At 74.0% G+C, this 20414-nt stretch carries 18 protein-coding genes and 1 pseudogene; 14 read left to right on the top strand and 5 right to left on the bottom strand.

Annotation, left to right across the window (positions count from 1 at the left end):
• Positions 1-7 precede the first annotated feature (7 nt).
• The 6 genes from L6241_RS03940 to mutM all read left to right on the top strand — a co-directional run bounded on the left by L6241_RS03940 (position 8) and on the right by mutM (position 3696).
• A complete protein-coding gene (locus L6241_RS03940; RefSeq protein ID WP_354586937.1) occupies positions 8-568 on the top strand; it encodes a hemerythrin domain-containing protein in 561 nt (186 codons plus the stop codon).
• A gap of 54 nt (positions 569-622) precedes the next feature.
• The gene (gene coaD, locus L6241_RS03935) at positions 623-1120 is read left to right on the top strand and encodes a pantetheine-phosphate adenylyltransferase (RefSeq protein ID WP_252975480.1); all 498 of its coding nucleotides are present in this window, start codon (positions 623-625) and stop codon (positions 1118-1120) included.
• Positions 1121-1250: 130 nt separating this feature from the next.
• Positions 1251-1844 carry a DUF177 domain-containing protein gene (locus L6241_RS03930; protein ID WP_368245145.1) on the top strand — a complete coding sequence of 198 codons (594 nt, stop codon included), beginning with the start codon at positions 1251-1253 and terminating at the stop codon, positions 1842-1844.
• A 1-nt stretch (position 1845) separates the two neighbouring features.
• The gene (rpmF, locus tag L6241_RS03925) at positions 1846-2040 is read left to right on the top strand and encodes a 50S ribosomal protein L32 (protein WP_068274571.1); all 195 of its coding nucleotides are present in this window, start codon (positions 1846-1848) and stop codon (positions 2038-2040) included.
• Positions 2041-2051: 11 nt separating this feature from the next.
• Complete coding sequence (gene rnc / locus L6241_RS03920; RefSeq protein WP_368244940.1) at positions 2052-2843, top strand: ribonuclease III; 792 nt, start codon at positions 2052-2054, stop codon at positions 2841-2843.
• Positions 2836-3696 carry a bifunctional DNA-formamidopyrimidine glycosylase/DNA-(apurinic or apyrimidinic site) lyase gene (gene mutM, locus L6241_RS03915; RefSeq protein WP_368244938.1) on the top strand — a complete coding sequence of 287 codons (861 nt, stop codon included), beginning with the start codon at positions 2836-2838 and terminating at the stop codon, positions 3694-3696. Before rnc ends, mutM begins: the two co-directional genes overlap by 8 nt.
• Positions 3697-3706: 10 nt before the next feature.
• Here the strand turns inward: mutM and L6241_RS03910 are convergent, their stop codons facing one another.
• Together L6241_RS03910 and L6241_RS03905 are read right to left on the bottom strand one after the other, a co-directional pair.
• A complete protein-coding gene (locus L6241_RS03910; RefSeq protein ID WP_368244937.1) occupies positions 3707-4291 on the bottom strand; it encodes a hypothetical protein in 585 nt (194 codons plus the stop codon).
• A gap of 36 nt (positions 4292-4327) precedes the next feature.
• Complete coding sequence (locus L6241_RS03905; RefSeq protein WP_368245144.1) at positions 4328-4759, bottom strand: GNAT family N-acetyltransferase; 432 nt, start codon at positions 4757-4759, stop codon at positions 4328-4330.
• On the opposite strand from L6241_RS03905, the pseudogene L6241_RS03900 reads away from it, so the two are divergent.
• Positions 4686-4838: pseudogene (locus L6241_RS03900) on the top strand (zinc finger domain-containing protein); the annotation flags it as partial. The gene L6241_RS03905 and the pseudogene L6241_RS03900 sit on opposite strands and share 74 nt — an antisense overlap.
• A 34-nt stretch (positions 4839-4872) precedes the next feature.
• On the opposite strand, the gene L6241_RS03895 reads toward L6241_RS03900, so the two are convergent.
• Positions 4873-6783 (bottom strand): acyltransferase family protein, encoded by a 1911-nt coding sequence (locus L6241_RS03895; RefSeq protein ID WP_368244936.1) that lies wholly within the window; start codon positions 6781-6783, stop codon positions 4873-4875.
• Between the two features lie 88 nt (positions 6784-6871).
• On the opposite strand from L6241_RS03895, the gene L6241_RS03890 reads away from it, so the two are divergent.
• From L6241_RS03890 to ftsY, 7 genes are all read left to right on the top strand, one after another.
• On the top strand, positions 6872-7156 hold the full coding sequence (locus L6241_RS03890) for an acylphosphatase (protein ID WP_068274583.1): 285 nt from the start codon (positions 6872-6874) through the stop codon (positions 7154-7156).
• A gap of 63 nt (positions 7157-7219) precedes the next feature.
• The gene (locus tag L6241_RS03885) at positions 7220-7543 is read left to right on the top strand and encodes a chorismate mutase (RefSeq protein ID WP_229299218.1); all 324 of its coding nucleotides are present in this window, start codon (positions 7220-7222) and stop codon (positions 7541-7543) included.
• Between the two features lie 102 nt (positions 7544-7645).
• Positions 7646-11212: a chromosome segregation protein SMC gene (smc, locus tag L6241_RS03880; protein WP_368244935.1), complete on the top strand. Its 3567-nt coding sequence runs from the start codon at positions 7646-7648 to the stop codon at positions 11210-11212.
• Positions 11213-11300: 88 nt separating this feature from the next.
• Entirely contained in the window at positions 11301-11513 is a 213-nt protein-coding gene (locus L6241_RS03875; RefSeq protein ID WP_123093283.1) for a hypothetical protein, read from the top strand.
• A gap of 72 nt (positions 11514-11585) precedes the next feature.
• Positions 11586-13541, top strand: a complete 1956-nt coding sequence (locus L6241_RS03870) for a M13 family metallopeptidase (protein ID WP_368244932.1) — start codon at positions 11586-11588, stop codon at positions 13539-13541.
• Between the two features lie 113 nt (positions 13542-13654).
• Entirely contained in the window at positions 13655-17197 is a 3543-nt protein-coding gene (locus L6241_RS03865) for an ATP-binding cassette domain-containing protein (protein WP_368244930.1), read from the top strand.
• A gap of 29 nt (positions 17198-17226) precedes the next feature.
• Positions 17227-18804: a signal recognition particle-docking protein FtsY gene (gene ftsY, locus L6241_RS03860; protein ID WP_368244929.1), complete on the top strand. Its 1578-nt coding sequence runs from the start codon at positions 17227-17229 to the stop codon at positions 18802-18804.
• Positions 18805-18880: 76 nt separating this feature from the next.
• Here ftsY and L6241_RS03855 read toward each other — a convergent pair whose 3' ends face one another.
• Both L6241_RS03855 and L6241_RS03850 read right to left on the bottom strand, forming a co-directional pair.
• Complete coding sequence (locus L6241_RS03855) at positions 18881-19615, bottom strand: hypothetical protein (RefSeq protein ID WP_368244928.1); 735 nt, start codon at positions 19613-19615, stop codon at positions 18881-18883.
• 354 nt (positions 19616-19969) lie between these two features.
• Positions 19970-20350, bottom strand: a complete 381-nt coding sequence (locus L6241_RS03850; protein ID WP_368244926.1) for a thiol-disulfide oxidoreductase DCC family protein — start codon at positions 20348-20350, stop codon at positions 19970-19972.
• Positions 20351-20414: the final 64 nt, after the last annotated feature.

Genomic DNA, 20414 nt, shown 5'->3' with positions numbered 1-20414 from the left:
TGACGGCATGGCTGATCACGACATCGCACGACCCACGTCCGGAGACATCGTCGAGCTCATCAAGGACGACCACCGCCGCTTCGAGGAGCTGCTGCGCGACCTGCGCGACGCTACCGCCGACCGCGACTCGGCCCGCGCCGCCTTCTCCGAGCTGCTCATCGCCCACTCGGAGGCCGAGGAGGAGCAGGTCTACCCGCGCCTGAAGTCCAAGAAGGTCATCGACGGCGAGGAGGAGGAGCACGGCGAGGAGGAGCACGCCGCGTGCAACGAGGAGCTCCTCCACCTCCTCCAGGCGAAGGGCACCGACACCCAGAAGTACGAGGACGCCGTCGAGAAGGTCGCGACCGCCCTCATGCACCACATCGGCGAGGAGGAGCTGAGCATCCTCAACCCCGCCGCCACCGAGGCGAGCGAGGAGCTGCGCCAGCAGCTCGGCGTCGACTGGTGCACCCACCGCAACCGTCTCCTCGAGGAGGGCTGCGGCTCGCTCGAGCAGGTCGAGGCCCTCGTCAAGCGCGACTACGAGCAGGGCCTGCTGCCCAACGACGAGCAGCCCGAGGACGAGTGACCCGCCGCGGGGTGCGGCGGGGGCGGGCGGCACGGCCTCTGGCACAGTGACGCCATGACCTCAGCCGCGCCCCGCCGCGCTCTGTGCCCTGGCTCGTACGACCCCGTGACCGTCGGCCACGTCGACGTCGTGCGCCGGGCGGCCGGGCTCTTCGACGAGGTCGTCGTCGCCGTCCTGCACAACCCGGCCAAGCAGGGCACCTTCGCCGTCGAGGAGCGCATCGGCTTCATCGAGGCCCAGGTGGGCGACCTGCCGGGCGTCCGCGTCGAGGCATTCGCCGACCGCCTGCTCGTCGACGTGTGCTCCGAGGTCGGCGCGAGCGCGATCCTCAAGGGGCTGCGCGGCGGCACCGACTACGACTACGAGCTGCCGATGGCGCGGATGAACGCGCACCTCACCGGCATCGAGACGGTCTTCCTGCCCGGGGACCCCGCGCTCGCCCACGTCTCGAGCTCCCTCGTCAAGGAGGTCGCCCGCTTCGGCGGCGACATCACCGGCCTCGTGAGCGACGAGGTGCGCGACGCGCTCCTGGAGCGCCAGGGCAGGCGGTGACCCTCCCTTCGCCACCGGTGCGAAGGGGGACCCGCGACAGCGGGTTTGGGCGCGCGCGAGTGCTCCGGTACCGTTGGGCGTCGGTCCGCGTCACGACGTCGTGGACCGTCCCGAAGACATGTGTGGAGTCATGAAGCACCTCGACGCTGCCTCGCCGTTCGCCCTTGACGCCAAGGACGTCGGCCGCAGGCCAGGATCGATGAGCGAAGTGCGCCGCACGGTCGCGGCGCCGGACGACTTCGGCACCGACGTCCTGGCCGTCGCGCCCGGATCCCCGATGGACCTCGACGTCCGTCTGGAGTCGGTGCACGAGGGGATCCTCGTCACCGGGACGGTCGACGCCACCGCGACCGGGGCATGCGTACGGTGCCTGGACGACATCGACCTCCCGGTCGACGTCCGCATCCAGGAGCTCTTCGTGTGGCCCGACCGGGCTCAGCACCACCGGCAGGTGGCTGCTGAGCTGGACGCCGACGAGGAGCACGCGATCGAGGACGACGTCATCGACCTCGACCCGGTGCTCCGGGACGCAGTGCTGCCGTCGCTGCCGTTCCAGCCGGTGTGTCGGGAGGACTGCCCCGGGTTGTGCCCGCAGTGCGGAGCACGGCTCGAGGACGACCCGGACCACCAGCACGAGCTGATCGACCCCCGGTGGGCCTCCCTCGAGGCACTCCGTCCCCTGGCAGAAGGTGCCGGGGGAGACGACGAAGAGAAGAGGACCTGACGTGGCTGTCCCGAAGCGGAAGCTCTCGCGCTCCAACACCCGCTCGCGCCGCGCGAACTGGAAGGCGACGCCGGTCGCGCTGTCGACCTGCCCCCAGTGCAAGTCGCCCGCCCCGGCGCACCAGGCCTGCCCGGCCTGCGGCACCTACAAGGGTCGCTACTACGCGACGGCGGACCGCACCGAGCACCAGGGCTGAGCCCGCTCGCTGTGAGCGCACAGCGAGGCGAGACCGCGCAGCGGCCCGTCGAGGACCTCCTCGCTCTCCTTCAGGAGATCACCGAGGAGGTCGTCGACGAGCCGCTGATCTCGCGTGCCCTGACGCACCGCTCCTACTCCTACGAGAACGGCTCGATCCCGCACAACGAGCGGCTCGAGTTCCTCGGGGACTCCGTCCTCGGGCTCGTCGTCACCGACCACCTGCACAACACGCACACCGAGATGGCCGAGGGCGACCTCGCCAAGCTGCGCTCCGCGGTGGTCAACATGCGTGCGCTCGCCGACGTCGCGCGCACCATCGGGCTCGGCGACTACGTCGCGCTCGGGCGTGGCGAGGAGGCGACCGGCGGGCGTGACAAGGACTCGATCCTCGCCGACACGCTCGAGGCCGTCATCGGCGCGATCTACCTCTCCGCGCCCCAGCCGCGCGGTCTCGACGCCGCCGGCCGGCTCGTGCACAGCCTGCTCGGACCGGTGATGCGCCGCAGCGCGACGCTCGGCGTCGCCCTGGACTGGAAGACCTCGCTGCAGGAGGCCGCCTCGGCCGCCGGCGCCGGGTCGGTCCACTACCGGGTGAGCGCGACCGGTCCCGACCACGAGAAGGTCTTCACCGCCGAGGTCCTCGTCGACGACGTCCCCCGGGGCAGCGGCACCGGCCGGGCGAAGAAGGTCGCCGAGCAGGAGGCCGCGCGCGCCGCGTGGACCGCGATCACCGAGTCGATGGCCGCCGCCGGCTCGAGCGCGCCCGACCCCGCCACCGCACCGGCCGACCGGGGTGCCTGAGCTCCCCGAGGTCGAGGTCGTCCGCCGCGGGCTGGCCGACCACGTCGTCGACCGCACGGTCGCGCAGGTCGAGCTGCGCGGCACCCGGGTGGCCCGGCGCCACCTGCCCGGGCCCGAGGACCTCGTGCGTCAGCTCACCGGCAGCCGGGTCACGGGCGCGCACCGCCGCGGCAAGTACCTGTGGCTCGCCAGCGCCCCGGGGCCCCTCGAGCCACCGGACCACGGGCTCGTCGTCCACCTCGGCATGAGCGGCCAGATGCTCGTGAGCACCCCCGGCACGCCCGACCCGCGCCACCTCCATGCCCGGCTGGGCTTCGCCGACGACGGGCCCGAGCTGCGCTTCGTCGACCAGCGCACCTTCGGCGGGCTCGCGTGGTCACCCCTTCGCCCCGACGGGGTGCCCGAGGCGGTCGGCCACGTCCCGCTCGACCCCTTCGACCCCGCCTTCGACGACCGGGCCGTCGCCCGCGAGATCAAGCGCCGCAGCAGCGGGATCAAGCGCGTGCTGCTCGACCAGCGGGTCGTCTCCGGCATCGGCAACATCTACGCCGACGAGGCGCTGTGGCGGGCCCGGATCCACGGCGAGCGCCCGGCGTCCTCGCTCACCAAGCCCGCCATCGAGCGTCTGCTCGGCCACGCCCGCGACGTCATGACCCAGGCCCTGGGCGAAGGGGGGACGAGCTTCGACGCCCTCTACGTCAACGTCAACGGCGCGTCCGGCTACTTCACACGTTTTTTACATTCATACGGTAGGGAGGGGCAACCCTGCTCACGCTGCGGTTCGCTGATCGTGCGCAAACGCTTCATGAACCGCTCGTCCTACTTCTGCCCCCGCTGCCAGCGGCGGCGCTGAGCCCGCTGAATCAGCTCGGCGATATGACGGGTGCACGATCCGCGTGCCATGCACGCCAGGCGATCACGCAGAACGTGCCGAGCATGAGCAGGTCCGCGATCACGGCGAGTGTGTCGATCCGAGCAACGCGGGCGACCGGGAACATCGCAGCGGCGAGCGCGAGCAGGCTCGCCACCCACCGCGGTGCCAGACGAGTGCGCCAGTGGAAGATGCTGAGCACAACCAGGGCGGCGGGGAACATCGGGCCGGCGAGCAGCAGTACGAGCGCACCGGCCGTGGGATATCCGGTGAACGTGGCCGGCGACGCGCCGTCGGTCGTTCCGAGCATGCCCTCGAAGAAGCCCTGCAGGCCGAACGCGATGCTTCCGAACATGCCGATCAACACCAACAGCATCCACAGACCCAAGACCACGGGCAGGTGCGGATGCAGCCGGTCGTACTCGCCGAGCAGGCCGAATACCCAGGGCACCATCGCGACGGCGATCAGCATCCCGCCGACGATGCCGTAGCGACCGTCGATCCAGAACATCGGCGAGAGCGCGAACAGCGTCGGCCCGATGACCAGGCACAGAGCCTGGACACGGCGGATGAACATGTCGCGATCGTACTACGCGGCCCTGCGACGGCATCTTCACCCGCGGTCGACGGCGAACGCCAGGTGCGGCATCTCCACTCCGCGGTAGTGCTTGATGAAGCGACCCCGCACGGTCATGCCGAGGCGGATGGCGACGTTCATCGACGCGATGTTCGTGTCGCGGATCTGCGCATACACGCGATCGACGCCGAGCACGTCGAACGCGTGATCACGACACGCGGCGGCCGCCTCGATCGCGTGGCCCCGGTGCCAGAACTCCCGGTGGAACAGGTAGCCGACCTCGACGACGTCCTCACCCAGGATGTGCTGCATGGTCAGCCCGCACTGGCCGATCATCTCGCCGGTCTCGCGCAGCACCACAGCCCACAGGCCGAAGCCGTCTTCGCGATAGCGATCGGGGTACTTCGACCGCAGCCTGGCGGCGTACGGCCAGGAGGGCCGGCCGTGCCCGAGGTGCGGCACGCTCATGCGGCGCGAGCAGTTCATGAACCGCAGCTCGACCTCATGCCCGCGCTGCCAGCCCAGGCCCCGGCTGCCGCGAGCCTGACCGCGGTGTGCCCGACCACGGGGTGCGACGCCCGTCAGGGCATCGGCAGCTCCTTGAGCCGCACCGGCTTGCCCGCGTGCTTCTCGGACAGGTCGGCGAAGGCCTGGCGGATGACCTTGCTGTAGACGTGCGCCCCGGACAGGGACGGGTGGATGCCGTCGGCCTGGAGCTGCGAGGGGTCCTTCGCCACCGCGGCGTCCCAGTCGGCGATCGCGACGTTGGGGTAGTCCTTCGCGATGGCCTCGAGCGTGTCGTTGTCTCCCTCGATGCGCGAGAGCCGGTCGGCGTGGAGGTTGACGAGGACGACCATGCGGTCCGGCCCGATCTCGTCGAGCAGCGCGCGCACGGTGCGCTCGTCGGTGCCGGCGTTGGTGCCGAAGGCGAGGACGACGGCCCGGCGCAGGGAGTCACCGGCCTGCTCGACCGCGCGCTGCCCGTCCGACCACTGCCGGTTGGACTTCGCGTCGATCTGCACGCCGGGGAAGTAGTAGCGCAGGGCGTGGACGCTGCCGACGGCCATCGAGTCGCCGAAGACGTCGATCTGCGAGCCCTTGGGCATGGTGAAGTCGGGGTTGCCCTCGTCGACCTGGTCCTCGGTGCTCGCCCGCGGCGCGGCGGCCTGCGCGGCGTTCTCCTCGAGGGTGGCCTGGGTGCTCGTCTTGTCGGGCGCGGTGAGCAGGACGACGGCGAGGACGAGCCCGCTGACGACGATGACACCGGCGCCGACCTGGCGCGCCCGGGGCGTCGCCCAGTGCAGGCTGCGGCCGAGGGCCCGCAGCGCGCCGCCGAAGCCGAGCCGGCGCACCGGCGTCTCGACGAGGCGGAAGGACAGGTCGGCGATGGCGATCGTCACGAGGACGGCCCACGCCCGGGTCCACACGAACTCGCCCGTGCCGGCAGCGCTCGGCAGGTCCTGGCCGATGACGAGGATGACCGGCCAGTGCCACAGGTAGATGCCGTAGCTGCGGGTGCCGATCCAGCGCAGCGGCGCGAGCTCGAGGGTGGAGCGCAGCCGGCCGGGCCGGTCGACGGCGCCGAGCAGCAGGACCGCGGTCGCCAGCGAGGCGAGCGGGATGCCCAGGCGGAAGGTCCACGCCGAGCCCTCGTCGGCGAGCGCGAGCAGGGCGAGCAGGACCAGGCCCGCGGCGCCGAGGAGGTGGCGGCGGTAGCGGTGCCACGCCGGGCTCGTCGTGCCGGCGCGGGTGGGCCCGGCCCACGACATCGCCATCGCGGCGCCGAGCATGAGCCCGACGAGGTGGGTGTCGGTGCCGTAGTAGACGCGGGTGACGAAGTCGGGGTCGTAGCGCACCGCCATGAGCACGGCGGAGACGACACCGATGCCGAGGACCGCGGTGGCGATCGCCCCCCAGCTCAGGCCGAGGTGGCGGCGCACGGCGAGCAGCGCGATCGTCGCCAGCGGCCACACGAGGTAGAACTGCTCCTCGACCGCGAGCGACCAGAAGTTCATGAAGAGCTGCGGGCTCGTCGAGTGGAAGTAGTCGCTGCCGCCGGCGATCTCGAGCCAGTTCGTCGAGAAGGTGAGCGCCCCGAGCGCCTGGCGCCGGATGCCGACGAGCAGGTCGGCCTCGACGGTGCGGGCGATGAGGATGCACGCCGGCACGCACACGAGCAGGGCGGGCAGGAGCCGCCGGGCCCGTCGGGCCCAGAAGCCGCGCAGGTCGACGGTGCCGCTCTGCTCGCGCTCGCGCACGAGCAGGGTGGTGATGAGGAAGCCGGAGATGACGAAGAAGACGTCGACGCCGAGGAAGCCGCCGGGCAGCCACGCGGGGTCGAGGTGGAAGAGGACGACGGCGACGATGGCCAGGGCCCGCAGCCCGTCGAGCCCGGCGAGATGCCCTCTCGGGGTGCGAGCGGGCAGCACGCCGTCGGGCAGGGGACGGGAGGTGTCCTGCGCCGGGGTCGTCGTCGGGATGGCTGCACCCACGAGGGGCACGCTATGGGCTGCCTGGGACAACCCTGGGGAGGCGCACCGTGGGCGCGCCGAGACCGCCTGCGGCGCTAGCGTCCTGGGCATGAGCGCCAGAGCGACCTTCTTCGTCCGCGGCCGGGTCCAGGGGGTGGGCTTCCGGTGGTGGACCCGGGCGCGCGCCCTCGAGCTCGGCCTCGTCGGCCACGCCCGCAACATGGACGACGGGCGGGTCGAGGTCGTCGCCGAGGGAGAGCCCGAGCAGCTCGACCGGCTCGAGGCCCTGCTGCGCGAGGCACCGAGCACGACCCGCCGCCCGGGCCGGGTCGAGACCGTCGTGCGCCAGGACGCCCCGGCGAAGGGGGACCGCACCGGCTTCGTCGAGCGGTAGCCCGGACCCGGGGGAGTGAGACGGGTTCGCGGGCGAGCGGCGGGAGCGCCTACGGTGCTGGGCGTGAGCCAGACCCCGCCCGAGCTGCACCGCCTGCGCCAGAGCATCGACAACGTCGACGCGGCGCTGGTCCACCTGCTCGCGGAGCGCTTCAAGGCCACCCAGCGGGTCGGGGTGCTCAAGGCCGAGCTCGGTCTGCCCGCCGCCGACCCGGGGCGCGAGGAGCGCCAGATCGAGCGGCTGCGCGCCCTGGCCGACGACGCCGGGCTCGACCCCCACTTCGCCGAGAAGTTCCTCAACTTCATCATCGCCGAGGTCATCCGCCACCACGAGGCGATCGCCGAGGGTGCCCCGGTCGCCCCGCCGCAGGAGCCCGACGCGCGCTGAGCCGCGCACGAAGGACCCGGGGGTCCCCCCTTCGCCCCGGTAGGGTGACGGCCGTCGGCCGCCGCGGCCGTGACCGCCTGCCCACCCGATTGCGAGCGTGACGTGTACGTCAAGAGCCTGACCCTCAAGGGCTTCAAGTCGTTCGCCTCCGCCACCCACCTCGGTCTCGAGCCGGGCATCACGTGCATCGTCGGGCCGAACGGCTCGGGCAAGTCCAACGTCGTCGACGCCCTCGCCTGGGTCATGGGCGAGCAGGGCGCGAAGAGCCTGCGCGGCGGCAAGATGGAGGACGTCATCTTCGCCGGCACGGCCGGCCGGGCGCCGCTCGGCCGCGCCGAGGTCTCGATGACCATCGACAACACTGACGGCGCGCTGCCGATCGACTACACCGAGGTGACGATCCGCCGCACGATGTTCCGCGGGGGCAGCTCGGAGTACGCCATCAACGGCACCTCGTGCCGGCTCCTCGACATCCAGGAGCTGCTCTCCGACTCCGGCATCGGGCGCGAGATGCACGTCATCGTCGGCCAGGGCCAGCTCGACGCGGTGCTGCGCGCGACCCCCGAGGAGCGCCGCGGCTTCATCGAGGAGGCCGCCGGGGTCCTCAAGCACCGCAAGCGCAAGGAGCGGGCGCTGCGCAAGCTCGAGACGATGGAGGTCAACCTCGCCCGGGTCGCCGACCTCACGACCGAGATCCGTCGTCAGCTCGGACCGCTCGGCCGGCAGGCCGAGGCCGCCCGCAAGGCCGCCGTCATCCAGACCGACGCCCGCGACGCCCGGCTGCGCCTCGTCGCCGACGACCTCGTGCAGATGACCTCGGCCCTCGAGCAGGAGGTCGCCGACGAGACGGCGATGCTGCGCCGGCGGGCCGCGCTCGAGGAGGCCCTCGCAACCGCACGGGCCGACATCGGGGAGCAGGAGGCGCTCGCCGCCCAGGCCGCACCGCTGCTCGCCGACGCCTCGCGCCGCTTCGTCGGGCTGCGCTCGGTCGGCGACCGGCTCGAGTCCACCGCCTCCGTCGCCGCCGAGCGGGTGCGCCTGCTCGGCCAGGACGACGAGCACGAGAGCACGAGCGGGCGCGACCCCGAGCAGCTGCGCCGCCAGGCCGCCCAGGCCCGGGCCGACGAGGACGCCCTGCGCGCCGAGATCGACCAGATCACCCAGCGGCTCGCCGACGCCACCGCCGCCCGCGAGGCCGCGGAGGCCGCCCACAGCGCCGAGCAGGACCGGGTCCAGCGGCTCGTGCGCGCTGCCGCCGACCGCCGTGAGGGGCTGGCCCGGCTCACCGGCCAGGTCGGCGCCCGGCAGAGCAAGGTCGAGGCCGCCGAGGCCGAGGTCGGCCGGCTCGAAGGGGTGATCACCCGCGCCGAGGAGCGTGCCGCCGAGGCCGAGCAGGCCTTCCGCCAGCTCGAGTCCTCGATCGCCGATGCCGAGGGCAGCGAGGCCGGTCTCGACGAGGCCTTCGAGCGGGCGAGCGCCGCCCAGGACGCGGCCGAGGCCGAGGTCACCCGCTGGCAGGAGGCCGAGCGGGCCGCCGAGCGCGACCGGGGAGCGGCCCAGGCCCGGGTCGAGGCGCTCGAGCTGTCGCTGCGCCGCAAGGACGGCGCCCAGACCCTGCGCGACGCCGCGGGGCAGGGCGCCCCGACCATCCTCGGCTCGATCGCCGAGCTCATCACCGTCTCCGGCGGGCACGAGGCCTCGATCGCGGCCGCCCTCGGCTCGGCCTCGGAGGCCCTGGCCGTCGGGTCGGCCACCGACGCGGCCGCCGCCGTGCGCCGGCTGCGCGAGGAGGACGCCGGCCAGGTCTACCTCGTCGTCGGCTCCACCGCCGGCGTCGTCGACCGCTCCACCTGGCCCGACCTGCCCGCCTCGGCGACCTGGGCGATCGACGTCGTCGCCGCCCCCGACGAGGTCGCCCCGGCCGTCGCCCAGGTGCTCGACCGGGTCGCGCTCGTCGGCGAGGACGAGGACGCCATCGCGCTGTCCGAGCAGGGCGTCACCGCCGTCACCCGCGCCGGCGACGTCTTCGGGCCCGGCTTCGTGCGGGGCGGCTCCGCCTCGGCGCCGAGCCTCATCGAGGTGCAGTCCGCCCTCGAGGAGGCCCGCACGACCGTCGCCGACGCGACGTCGGCGGGGGAGCGCGCAGCCTTCGAGCTCGCGCGTGCCCGCGCCACCCTCGAGCAGGCGCGCGAGGCGAGCGACGCCGCGCTCGACGCCCTGCACGACAGCGACGCGCAGATGTCGGCCGTCGCCGAGCAGCTCGGCAGCCACGGCCAGACCGCCCGGGTCGCCCGGGCCGAGGCCGAGCGCACCCGGACCGCGATCGCCGCGCTGACGACGGGCCTCGAGTCGGACCGGGCCGAGCTCGCCGCCCTTCGCTCCCGGCTCGAGCAGGCCAGCGCCGAGCCCGCCGCCGACGAGTCCGAGCCGACGACCGACGACCGCGACCGCCTCGAGCTCGAGGCGAGCCGGGCCCGCACCGCCGAGACCGAGATCCGCCTCACCCTGCGCACGACGGAGGAGCGGGCGCGCTCCCTGCACGGCCGGGCCGAGAGCCTCGAGGGTGCGGCGCGCAACGAGATCGCCGCCCGGGAGCGGCTGCGGGCCCGCCAGGAGCGCCGCCGTCGCGAGGCGAGCGTGGCCGCCGCCGTCCAGGACGCGGCCCGTCACGCGGCGACCCTCGTCACCGCTGCCGTCGAGCGGGCCGCCGCCGCCCAGCAGCAGGCCGAGGCCGCCCGCGCCGAGCGCGACACCCGGCTGGCCCAGATGCGCACGGCGCTCGCCGCCCAGCAGGACGAGCTGCGCGAGCTCACCGACACGGTCCACCGCGACGAGGTCGCGCGCGCCCAGCAGACCGCGCGGATCGAGCAGCTGCAGCAGCGCGCCATCGAGGAGCTCGGGATCGACCCCGACGTGCTCATGGAGGAGTACGGCCCCCACCAGGGCGTGCCGCACGTGCCCTCGCCCGACGACGACCCGGACGCCGAGCCGTCGGCCCCCCGCCCGTACGTGCGCGAGGAGCAGGAGAAGCGCCTGCGGGCCGCCGAGCGCGGCCTCAAGGCCCTCGGGCGGGTCAACCCCCTCGCGCTCGAGGAGTTCGCCGCGCTCGAGGAGCGGCACACCTTCCTCACGACCCAGCTCGAGGACCTGCGCCAGAGCAAGAAGGACCTCCTCGACATCGTCGCCGAGGTCGACCAGCGGGTCGAGCAGGTCTTCGCGGAGGCCTTCCGCGACACCGCCGAGCAGTTCGAAGGGGTCTTCGGCCGCCTCTTCCCCGGGGGAGATGGCCGCCTGACCCTCACCGACCCCTCGGACATGCTGACGACGGGCATCGAGGTCGAGGCGCGCCCCCCGGGCAAGAAGGTCAAGCGCCTGTCGCTGCTCTCCGGCGGGGAGCGCTCGCTCGTCGCCGTCGCGCTGCTCGTCTCGATCTTCAAGGCGCGGCCGAGCCCCTTCTACATCATGGACGAGGTCGAGGCCGCGCTCGACGACACCAACCTCGGGCGTCTCATCACCCTCTTCGAGGAGCTGCGCGACTCCAGCCAGCTCATCGTCATCACCCACCAGAAGAAGACGATGGAGGTCGCGGACGCCCTCTACGGCGTCTCGATGCGCGGCGACGGCATCACCACCGTCGTCAGCCAGCGCATCCGCGACGTCGCGTCCTAGGCCCGCCGCGACCTCGACCCTGGACACGAGCACCCCTGCGGGGCGTGTCGATTCGTGCCCCGGGGCAGCGGTCGGCGACGATATGACCATGACTGCGATCGTCGTCGGCCTCCTCCTGTGCGTCGCCCTCTCGTTGGCGGTGCTCGGCGTCGTCCTCGTGCCGGCCCGCCGTGAGGGCCGTGACCTCCTCACCCCCCGCGGGGAGCGCGTCGTCGTGCGCGTGCGCGGCGGCGCCGACGCCGCCGCGAGCCGGACCTCCGCCGCGATCAGCGGCGCGACGGCCGGTCGCAAGCGCGACTGACGACCGTCCTCGCGGCGTGCGCCCACCCCCGGCGGGCGCGCCGGCGTCGGCGCTGCGTGCTTGACTGACGGCGTGACGCAGACGCCGACCTTCGACCACCCGCTCGACCCGACGACCCGCCCGCAGGACGACCTCTACGGTCACGTCAACAACAGCTGGCTGAGCTCGGTCGAGATCCCTGCCGACAAGGGCCGCTACGGCGTCTTCGACGTGCTGCGCGAGCGCAGCGAGGAGGACGTGCGGGCCATCGTCGAGGAGGCGGCGGCCGACCCCGGCTCCGACCCCGACGCCCGGCTCATCGGCGGGCTCTTCTCCTCCTTCATGGACGAGGAGGCGGTCGAGGCCGCCGGGCTGGCCCCCCTTCGCCCCCGTCTCGACGAGGTCGACGCAATCGACGACACCCGCTCCCTGCTCGTCGCGACCGGGCACCTCGGGCGCCTCGGCGTCGGCGGGCTGCTCGCCCCGATCGTCGCGACCGACGACGGCAACCCCGACGAGTACGTCGTCTACCTCGAGCAGTCCGGCCTCGGTCTGCCCGACGAGAGCTACTACCGCGACGAGCAGCACGCCGCGGTGCTGCGGGCCTACCGCGGCCACGTCGAGACCCTCCTGTCGCTCGCCGGCACGGCCGACGCCGGGTCGGTCGCCGACGCCGTGCTGCGCGTCGAGCACCGTCTCGCGACGGGCCACCTCGACCGCGTGAGCAACCGCGACGCCGTCGCGACGTACAACCCGATGACCGCCGACGAGCTGGCGCAGGCCGCTCCGTCCTTCGACTGGGCCGCGTGGGCGCAGGCGTGGGGCATGCCCGAGGGCGCGCTCGACCGGGCGATCGCCCGGCAGCCCGACTACCTGCGCTCGCTGTCGACCGCGCTCGACGAGGTCGACGTCGCCGACTGGCGCGCCTGGCTGCGCTGGCACGTCGTCCTCGCCTCCGCGCCGCACCTCGGCCGCGACCTCGTCGCGGCCCACTTCGACCTGGCCGGGCGCACGCTGTCGGGCATCCCCGAGCAGCGGGCCCGCTGGAAGCGCGGCGTCAGCCTGCTCGAGGGGGCGCTCGGCGACGCCGTCGGCAAGCTCTACGTCGAGCGGCACTACCCGCCGGAGAGCCAGGCGGCGATGGACGAGCTCGTCGAGCACCTCGTCGAGGCCTTCCGGCGCTCCTTCGCCTCGCTGTCGTGGATGAGCGAGGAGACCAAGGCGGAGGCCCTGGCCAAGCTCGAGTCCTTCACCCCGAAGGTCGGCGCCCCCGTGCGCTGGAAGGACTACTCCGCGCTGGAGTTGACCGGTGACCTGCTCACCGACGTCGGCCGGGCCAACGCCCTGGCCGCGGACCGCGAGATCGGCAAGCTCGGCGGCCCCGTGGACCGCGACGAGTGGTTCATGACCCCGCAGACGGTCAACGCGTACTACAACCCGGGGATGAACGAGATCGTCTTCCCCGCGGCGATCCTCCAGCCGCCCTTCTTCGACGCCGACGCCGACCCGGCGGTCAACTACGGCGGCATCGGGGCGGTCATCGGGCACGAGATCGGGCACGGCTTCGACGACTCGGGCGCGAGCTTCGACGGCACCGGCGCCCTGCGCGACTGGTGGACCCCGCAGGACAAGGAGGCCTTCACCGCGCTGGCCGACCGTCTGCGCGCGCAGTTCGACGGGCAGCGCAGCCGCACCGCGCCGGACCGGGCGGTCAACGGCGCTCTCACCGTCGGCGAGAACATCGGCGACATCGGGGGCCTGGCCATCGGTCACGCCGCCTACCGCATCGCGGTCGGCGAGGAGGCCGCGACGAGCGTGGGCGACGACGGCCTCACCGGTGACCAGCGCTTCTTCGTCAGCTGGGCGCGGGTGTGGTGCGGCGACGCCCGCCGCGAGGAGGCCGAGCGCCTGCTCGCCATCGACCCGCACGCCCCGCAGGACCTGCGCGGCAACGCGTGCCGCAACATCGACGCCTTCCACGAGGCCTTCGAGGTCGCCGAGGGCGACGGCATGTGGCTCGACCCGGCGGACCGCGTCCTCATCTTCTGATGCCTTCTCCCTCCCGCGGGCCGACGAGGTCCGCGGGAGGGCGAAGGGGGCGGCCTCGCGGCCGAAAACTCGGTGTCGCGTCGTCGGTGGGCGGTCGTACGCTCAGGGACGCCATGACGACGCTCGACCTCGTCCCCCAAGGGACCACCGCACCGCCCACGACCACCCCGCCCCCGCGACGGCAGGTGACGTGGACGCGTCTGCGGCACCCGCTCGTCACGATCTCGTGGCTCGCCCTCGCGGGCTACGCCGCCGGTCAGGCGGCCGGGTCCGTCCTCGCCGGACGGCTCGCCGAGGACCCGAGCGCGGTGCTCGTCTCCTGGCTCGCGCTGTGCCTCGTCGGCGGGGCGGTGCTCGACACCGTCGGCCGGCTCGTGTGGGCCTACGTCGTCGACCGGGCCGAGGGCCGGCTGCGCGAGGACCTGCTCGACGCCGCGCTCGACCAGCCGCTGCCGGCGCTGTCCGACCAGGCGGTCGGCGAGGTGCTCGACCGGGTCGACGACGACACGCACGACGTCGGCACGCTCGTGCGCGAGCAGGTGTGGACCGCCCTGCGCGCGGTCTTCACCGCGATCCCCATGTGGGCCGTCGCGGCCCTCACGTGGTGGCCGGCGTGGGTCCTCTTCCCGGTCTTCGCCGTGGGTGCCTACGTCGTCATGCGCCCGCTCATGGCCGAGGTCGCCTCGCGCAAGGTCGTCGAGGAGATGGCCTGGACCGACCACGCGGCCGCGCTCGAGGAGGGCATCGCCGGGCGCGACGACCTGCGCACGAGCCTGGGGTCCCCCTTCGCCGTCCAGCGCCTGGCCCGGCTGTCGGCGGACGTCCACGCCCGCTTCCACGAGGTGATCCGGGTCGAGCGCTCGATGACCCTGCGAGCCATGCTCCTGCTCCACGGGCTGCTCGCGGCGATCGCCGTCGTCGGCATCGCCGTCGCCTCGCGCGGCGGGCTGTCCGTCGCGCAGCTCGTCACGCTCTTCCTCGTGACGACGAGCTTCGTCAGCATCGTCGGCCGGGTCGCCGAGCAGCTGCCCGACCTCCAGGCCGGTCTCGGCGCGGTCATCCGGCTGCGCCAGATGCTCGCCGTCGAGCCCGAGCCGCGTGGTGGTCTGCCGGTGCCGACCGAGCAGGTCGACCTCGACTTCGCCGACCTGCACTTCAGCTATCGCGAGGGGACCTTCGCGCTCGCCGGTGTCGACCTGCACGTGCCGGCCGGTCAGACCATCGCCCTCGTCGGGCGCACCGGCTCGGGCAAGTCGACGCTCGCCTCGCTCGTGTCACGGGCGGTCGACCCCGAGCCCGGCACCGTGCTGCTCGGCGGCGTCGACGTGCTCGACATCGACCTGCAGGAGCTGCGCCGAGCCGTCGGCGTCGTCACCCAGCGCACCGAGATCCTCGCCGGGACCCTCGCGCAGAACGTCGCACTCTTCGCCGACGTCGAGCGCGAGCGCGTCGAGCAGGTCGTCGCCGAGCTCGGGCTCACCGAGTGGGTCGACGGGCTCGACGACGGCCTCGACACCGTCCTCGGGCCCGGGGGCGCGACGCTGTCGGCCGGGGAGGAGCAGCTCGTCGCCTTCGCCCGTCTGCTGCTGCGCGAGGTGCGCGTCGTCGTGCTCGACGAGGCCACGGCACGGATGGACCCCGTGACCGAGCAACGGGTCGTCGCCGCCGCCGACCGGCTGCTGCGCCGGCGCACCGGCATCCTCGTGGCCCACCGACTGTCGACGATCTCGCGGGCCGACCTCGTCGCCGTGCTCGACCACGGACGGCTCGTCCAGCACGGCCCGCGGGTCGCGCTGGCGACCCAGGAGGGGCCCTTCCGCGAGCTGCTCCGCGCGGCGAGCACGGCCTCACCGGGCGCCCCCGAGCCCGTCTCCGGAGAGCCGGTCGGCCCGGCCGACGCGCCTGTCGTTGTGGCGCCGACCCTCGAGGGGTCACGGCGGCGGGTCGACCCGCCGCCGAGCCGCGACCCGGGCGACGGGCCGTCGCTGACGAGGGGGATCCTGCACGCCCTGCGCATACGCCCCGGATGGGGGCTGCTCGCCGCCGGGCTCTTCCTCGGCTTCTCCCTCACCGGGTCGCTGGGTGCGCTCACCGGCTTCACGTGGGGGCACACCGTCCAGGCGCTGCGCGACGGCGAGCAGGTCACGCCGTGGCTCGTCGCGTGCGTCGTCGCGATCCTCGTCGGCCCGGTCCTCTTCGCCGTCGCCATCGGGCGCTACCCCCGCTGGTGGGTCGAGGTGCTGCTGCGCGTGCGCATGTCGGTGCTCGTGGGGCAGACCGCCGACCGGCGGCTCGACCGCGTGCCCGCCGGCGAGATCGTGGCCCGCGCGATGGACGCCGACCGATACGCGCGCTACGCGGACCGCTGGGTCGACCTCGTCAACGGCATGGCGATCGTCGTCATCACCGCGGTCTCGGCCCGCAGCCCGCTCGCCGGCCTCGTGCTCCTTGTCGTGCTCGTCGCCGCCGCCGGGGCCTCGGCCCTCGGCCGTCCGATCGCGGGGCGCTCGGCGGCCTACGCCTCGACGACCCGGGCGCAGTTCGGGCGGGTGCTCGTCTCGACGCTCGAGTCCGCGCGCACGGTCAAGCTCGCCGGGCAGGTGCCCGACCTGCGGCGCCACCTGCGCTCGGTCGACGGCGGTCGCGTCGACGCGGCGATCCGCGAGCACAGGGTCCGCGCGGTGCTCGACGGCGTCCCGATGCTCATGGTCCAGGCCGGTCTCGTCGTCACCTGGGCGGGCGTGCTCTGGGGCTGGTGGGGGCTGGCCACCGCCCTGCTCCTCGTCGGCGCGGTCGGCGGCTTCGACTGGTTCGGCCGGGTCGCGGGCGCGGTCGTCACCGAGGCCCCGGGCACCCGCGCCTGGCAGCAGGTGACCAGCCGCCTGGCCGGGGGGGCCGATCTCATGGACACGGCGCCGGGCGTCGACCTCGTCACCGGTGCGGCGCCCGCGCCGCCGGAGGTCGACCGGGTGCCGCTGCGCCGGCTCTCGCTCGTCGGGATGACCGCGGTGCACGAGGACGGCACCGTCGGTGTCGAGGACGTCGACCTCTCGGTGGGGGCCGGTGAGCTCGTGCTCCTCCTCGGCCAGGTCGGCTCGGGCAAGTCGAGTCTGCTGCGCGCGCTCGCGGGTCTCGTCGACCACCGCGGCGGCCTGCACTGGAACGGCCACGAGGTCGACGACCCCGAGGTCTTCCTGCGACCGGGCCAGGTGGCCTATGTCGCGCAGGTGCCCCGGGTGGTGTCGGGCACCTTCGCCGACAACGTCCAGCTGGGCTACGAGCGGCTCTTCGAGGCGCCGGTGCAGGCGGCGCGTCTCGGCCCGGACGTCGCGACCGCCGGCGGGCCCCATGCCGCCGTCGGGCACCGAGGGGTCCGGCTGTCCGGCGGGCAGGTCCAGCGCCTCGCGCTGGCCCGTGCGCTCGCGGCCGACACCGAGCTGCTGCTCGCCGACGACGTCTCGAGCGCGCTCGACGCGACGACCGAGGTCGAGCTGTGGCGCTCGCTGCGCGAGCGCTCGGTCACCGTCGTCGGGGCGACGTCGAAGCGGGCGGCGCTCGCTCAGGCCGACCGGGTCGTCGTGCTCGCCGACGGGCGGGTCGAGGCCAGCGGTCCGTGGGCGCAGCTCGAGGCCGACTTCGGTCACCTCGCTGGCTGACGCCGCGGGCTGCGAGGATGGGCGGCGTGATGGGTATCGACACTGTCCTTGAGTACGTCCTCGTCGCCGTCGGTCTGCTCGTCCTGCTCGGTGGGCTGCTCGTCGGCCTGCTGCGCGGGCGCGGTGGGTCCGACGGCGACCTGCCCGAGCAGCACCGGCCGCCGGAGCGGCCGAAGGGCACCACCGACCACCGCAGCGGCACGATCGTCCTCGACCGGCCGAGCGACAAGGCGACCGGGGCCCCCGAGGCACCGCAGCGCCCGACCGAGCGCGACACCCCCTCCGGTGCGACCGCCCCCGCGGAGCCCGCCGAGGCGACCGAGGTGACCCCGGCGGCGCCGAGCGCGCCCGCGCCGGAGTCCCCGCAGAGCACCACCCCGGCGGGCGCCGCCCCCTCGGAGGCGACGAGCGCGCCGACCACCGGCCAGGACGAGCCGGACGTCTACGAGCGCGACGCCGACGTCGCGCCGATCACCGACGCCCCGCAGTCCCCGGCCCCGGTGGCCGAGCCCGAGGCCCCGGCCGCTCAGGCCCCCCAGGCGCCGCCCGCTGAGCCGGCCCAGGCGCCTGCCGCCGAGCCGGAGGCCCCCGCGGCCGAGCCCGCCCCGGCGCCGGCCGCCGAGCCCGAGGTCCACCCGCTCGACGCGGTCGAGGCCGAGCCGGTCACCCCGGTCGACACCCCGGCCCCCACCCGTGACCGCATGCGCACCCTGCGCACCCGTCTGGCCACGTCGAACAGCGCGATCGGCAAGACCCTGCTCGCCCTGCTCAGCAGCGGCTCGCTGTCGGAGGAGGACTGGGAGGACGTCGAGGACGTCCTGCTGCGCGCCGACCTCGGCATCGAGCCGACGACCGAGCTCGTCGACTCGCTGCGCGCCCACGTCGCCATCGACGGCACGACCGACCCCGAGGTGGCCAAGGACTGGCTCTACGCCGACCTGCTCCAGCTCGTCGACCCGACCATGGACCGCGGGCTCGCCGCGAGCCGCGTCGACGGCCGGCCCGCCTGCCTGCTCGTCGTCGGGGTCAACGGCACCGGCAAGACGACGACCGTCGGCAAGCTCGCGCGCGTGCTCGTCGCCAACGACCGCGACGTCGTGCTCGGCGCAGCAGACACCTTCCGCGCCGCGGCCGCCGACCAGCTCGAGACCTGGGGCGCGCGCGTCGGGGTCCCCGTGGTGCGCAGCGACCGCGACGGGGCCGACCCGGCCGCCGTCGCCTTCGACGCCGTGCGCGCCGGCGCCGAGATGGAGGCCGACTGCGTCGTCATCGACACCGCGGGCCGGCTCCACAACAAGGTCGGGCTCATGGACGAGCTCGGCAAGATCAAGCGGGTCGTCGAGAAGCAGCAGCCGGTCGACGAGGTGCTCCTCGTCATCGACGCGACGACGGGCCAGAACGGCCTGGCCCAGGCGAAGGTCTTCGCCCAGGCCGTCGACGTCACCGGTGTCGTGCTCACCAAGCTCGACGGCACCGCCAAGGGCGGCATCGTCGTCGCGGTCCAGCGCCAGCTCGGCGTCCCCGTCAAGCTCGTCGGTCTCGGCGAGGGTCCCGACGACCTCGCCCCCTTCGTCCCCGAGGCCTTCGTCGACGCCATCGTCGGCTGACCTCTCACGGCAGCACGAAGGGGGTGGGCGCTCGGCGCCCACCCCCTTCGTCGTCCCGTCCGGCCCGCGCCTGGCGTTACGTGCTCTTCTTCGTCTTCAGCTCGAAGCCGAGGTAGTAGCGGATGCTCGTGCCCGAGATCTGGGCCCACTCGACGGTCGCGGTGATCGTCGCCGTGCCGTCGCCGACGGGGTTCGGCGCCGCGCACGTCGCGGTCTTGTCCGCGATGAGGACGAGGGCAGAGGGGCAGTCGACCTCGGACTTCTTCAGCCCGATGCCCCCGAGGCCGCGGACGACCTCGGACTCGAGCTGCTCGGGCTTGAGGGTGTAGCGGCTGTCGGTGTTGGCTGTCGAGCCCGCCGGGGTCGGGGGCACGCTCGAGCTCGGCGCCGACGGCAGGGTCGAGCTCGTGCTCGACGGCTCCGGCTCCTGGGTCGGCTCCGGCTCCTGGGTCAGCTCGGGCTCCTGCGTCGGCTCGGGCTCCGGCGAGCTCGAGGTGTCCTCGCTGGGGGCGGTCGTGCTGCTCTGCGGCGCCACGGACGTCGTCTCGTCGTCGACCGGGCTGCTCGCCACGCCGAGGGCCACGAGCGCCGCGAAGCCGACGCAGCACGCGAGGACGAGGGCGGCGATGCCGCCGACGACCCACGCCCAGACCGGCACCCGACGGCGGCCGGAGGGCTGGCCGGGGTAGCCACCCGGACCGGGATACCCGCCGGGGCCACCCGTGGGGGGACCGCCGTGGGGCGGGGGACCGGGGGGTCGCTGCCCGGGGCCGCCGGCCCCTGGACCGGGCGGCGGCGGTGGGATGCTCATGCGGGGCTCCTCAGATCTGACGGACCCCTTCGGCCCGGTGCGTCATCATCGCCTCCCACAGGACCGCTCCGAGGGATTAGCGCGCCCTGGCTCGTGGCGGGTGGTGGTCTCGAGGCTCGTCGCAGAGCTCCTCGCACCTCGACCAGCGAAGTGGGTGGTCTCGAGGCTCGTCGCAGAGCTCCTCGCACCTCGACCAGCGCAGGGGCCTTGGTGGTTGAGGTGCGACGGGCCCTCAGGGCCCGAGCCTCGAAACCGGCGAGCGTGCGAAGGGGGTGGTCTCGAGGCTCGTCGCAGAGCTCCTCGCACCTCGACCAGCAAGAGCCTTCCTCGCACCTCGACCAGCGAGGGGGCGGGTCAGGGGGTGGGTGGGAGCTGGCAGGCCGGGGTGCCGCCGGGGAAGAGGTGGCGGTTGCGGGCGACCCACCGGTAGACGACGCCGGCGAGCGGGTTGACCCCCGGCAGGAGCAGCGCGGCGCCCGCGGGCCTCAGGACGGGCCTGGACGCGAGGAGCATCCGGGCGACGGCGTCCTGGGCGCTGCTCACCTCGCCGTCGGCGCCGACCCACTGCAGGGCCTCCTCGCACTGGTGCGCGGTGAGGCCGAGGGCCTGGAGGTCGAGCGCCTGCGAGGGCTCGACGTCGTAGGTGTCGGCGGACGGCCGCAGCCGCCGGGAGACGAGGCTCGCGGCACGCGTGCACATGCCGCAGTCGCCGTCGTAGACGAGCACAGGTGTCATGCCTCCATCCTCCCAGCCCAGGTCGCTCACGCCCGCACCCGGTGGGCGGTCGCCGTCCCCCTTC

Source organism: Janibacter sp. Y6 (assembly GCF_040900765.1).
Lineage (GTDB): Bacteria > Actinomycetota > Actinomycetes > Actinomycetales > Dermatophilaceae > Marihabitans > Marihabitans melonis.
Note: the sequence above shows the minus strand (reverse complement) of the source record. Positions and strands in the feature narration are given on the sequence as shown.

What these genes read in the sequence shown, in the direction of transcription:
- L6241_RS03940 (WP_354586937.1), top strand. Translation starts at nt 8, where the DNA reads ATGGCTGATCACGACATCGCACGACCCACGTCCGGAGACATCGTCGAG.
- coaD (WP_252975480.1), top strand. Translation starts at nt 623, where the DNA reads ATGACCTCAGCCGCGCCCCGCCGCGCTCTGTGCCCTGGCTCGTACGAC.
- L6241_RS03930 (WP_368245145.1), top strand. Translation starts at nt 1,251, where the DNA reads ATGAAGCACCTCGACGCTGCCTCGCCGTTCGCCCTTGACGCCAAGGAC.
- L6241_RS03910 (WP_368244937.1), bottom strand. Translation starts at nt 4,291, where the DNA reads ATGTTCATCCGCCGTGTCCAGGCTCTGTGCCTGGTCATCGGGCCGACG.
- L6241_RS03905 (WP_368245144.1), bottom strand. Translation starts at nt 4,759, where the DNA reads ATGAGCGTGCCGCACCTCGGGCACGGCCGGCCCTCCTGGCCGTACGCC.
- L6241_RS03890 (WP_068274583.1), top strand. Translation starts at nt 6,872, where the DNA reads ATGAGCGCCAGAGCGACCTTCTTCGTCCGCGGCCGGGTCCAGGGGGTG.
- L6241_RS03875 (WP_123093283.1), top strand. Translation starts at nt 11,301, where the DNA reads ATGACTGCGATCGTCGTCGGCCTCCTCCTGTGCGTCGCCCTCTCGTTG.
- L6241_RS03865 (WP_368244930.1), top strand. Translation starts at nt 13,655, where the DNA reads ATGACGACGCTCGACCTCGTCCCCCAAGGGACCACCGCACCGCCCACG.
- ftsY (WP_368244929.1), top strand. Translation starts at nt 17,227, where the DNA reads ATGGGTATCGACACTGTCCTTGAGTACGTCCTCGTCGCCGTCGGTCTG.
- L6241_RS03855 (WP_368244928.1), bottom strand. Translation starts at nt 19,615, where the DNA reads ATGAGCATCCCACCGCCGCCGCCCGGTCCAGGGGCCGGCGGCCCCGGG.
- L6241_RS03850 (WP_368244926.1), bottom strand. Translation starts at nt 20,350, where the DNA reads ATGACACCTGTGCTCGTCTACGACGGCGACTGCGGCATGTGCACGCGT.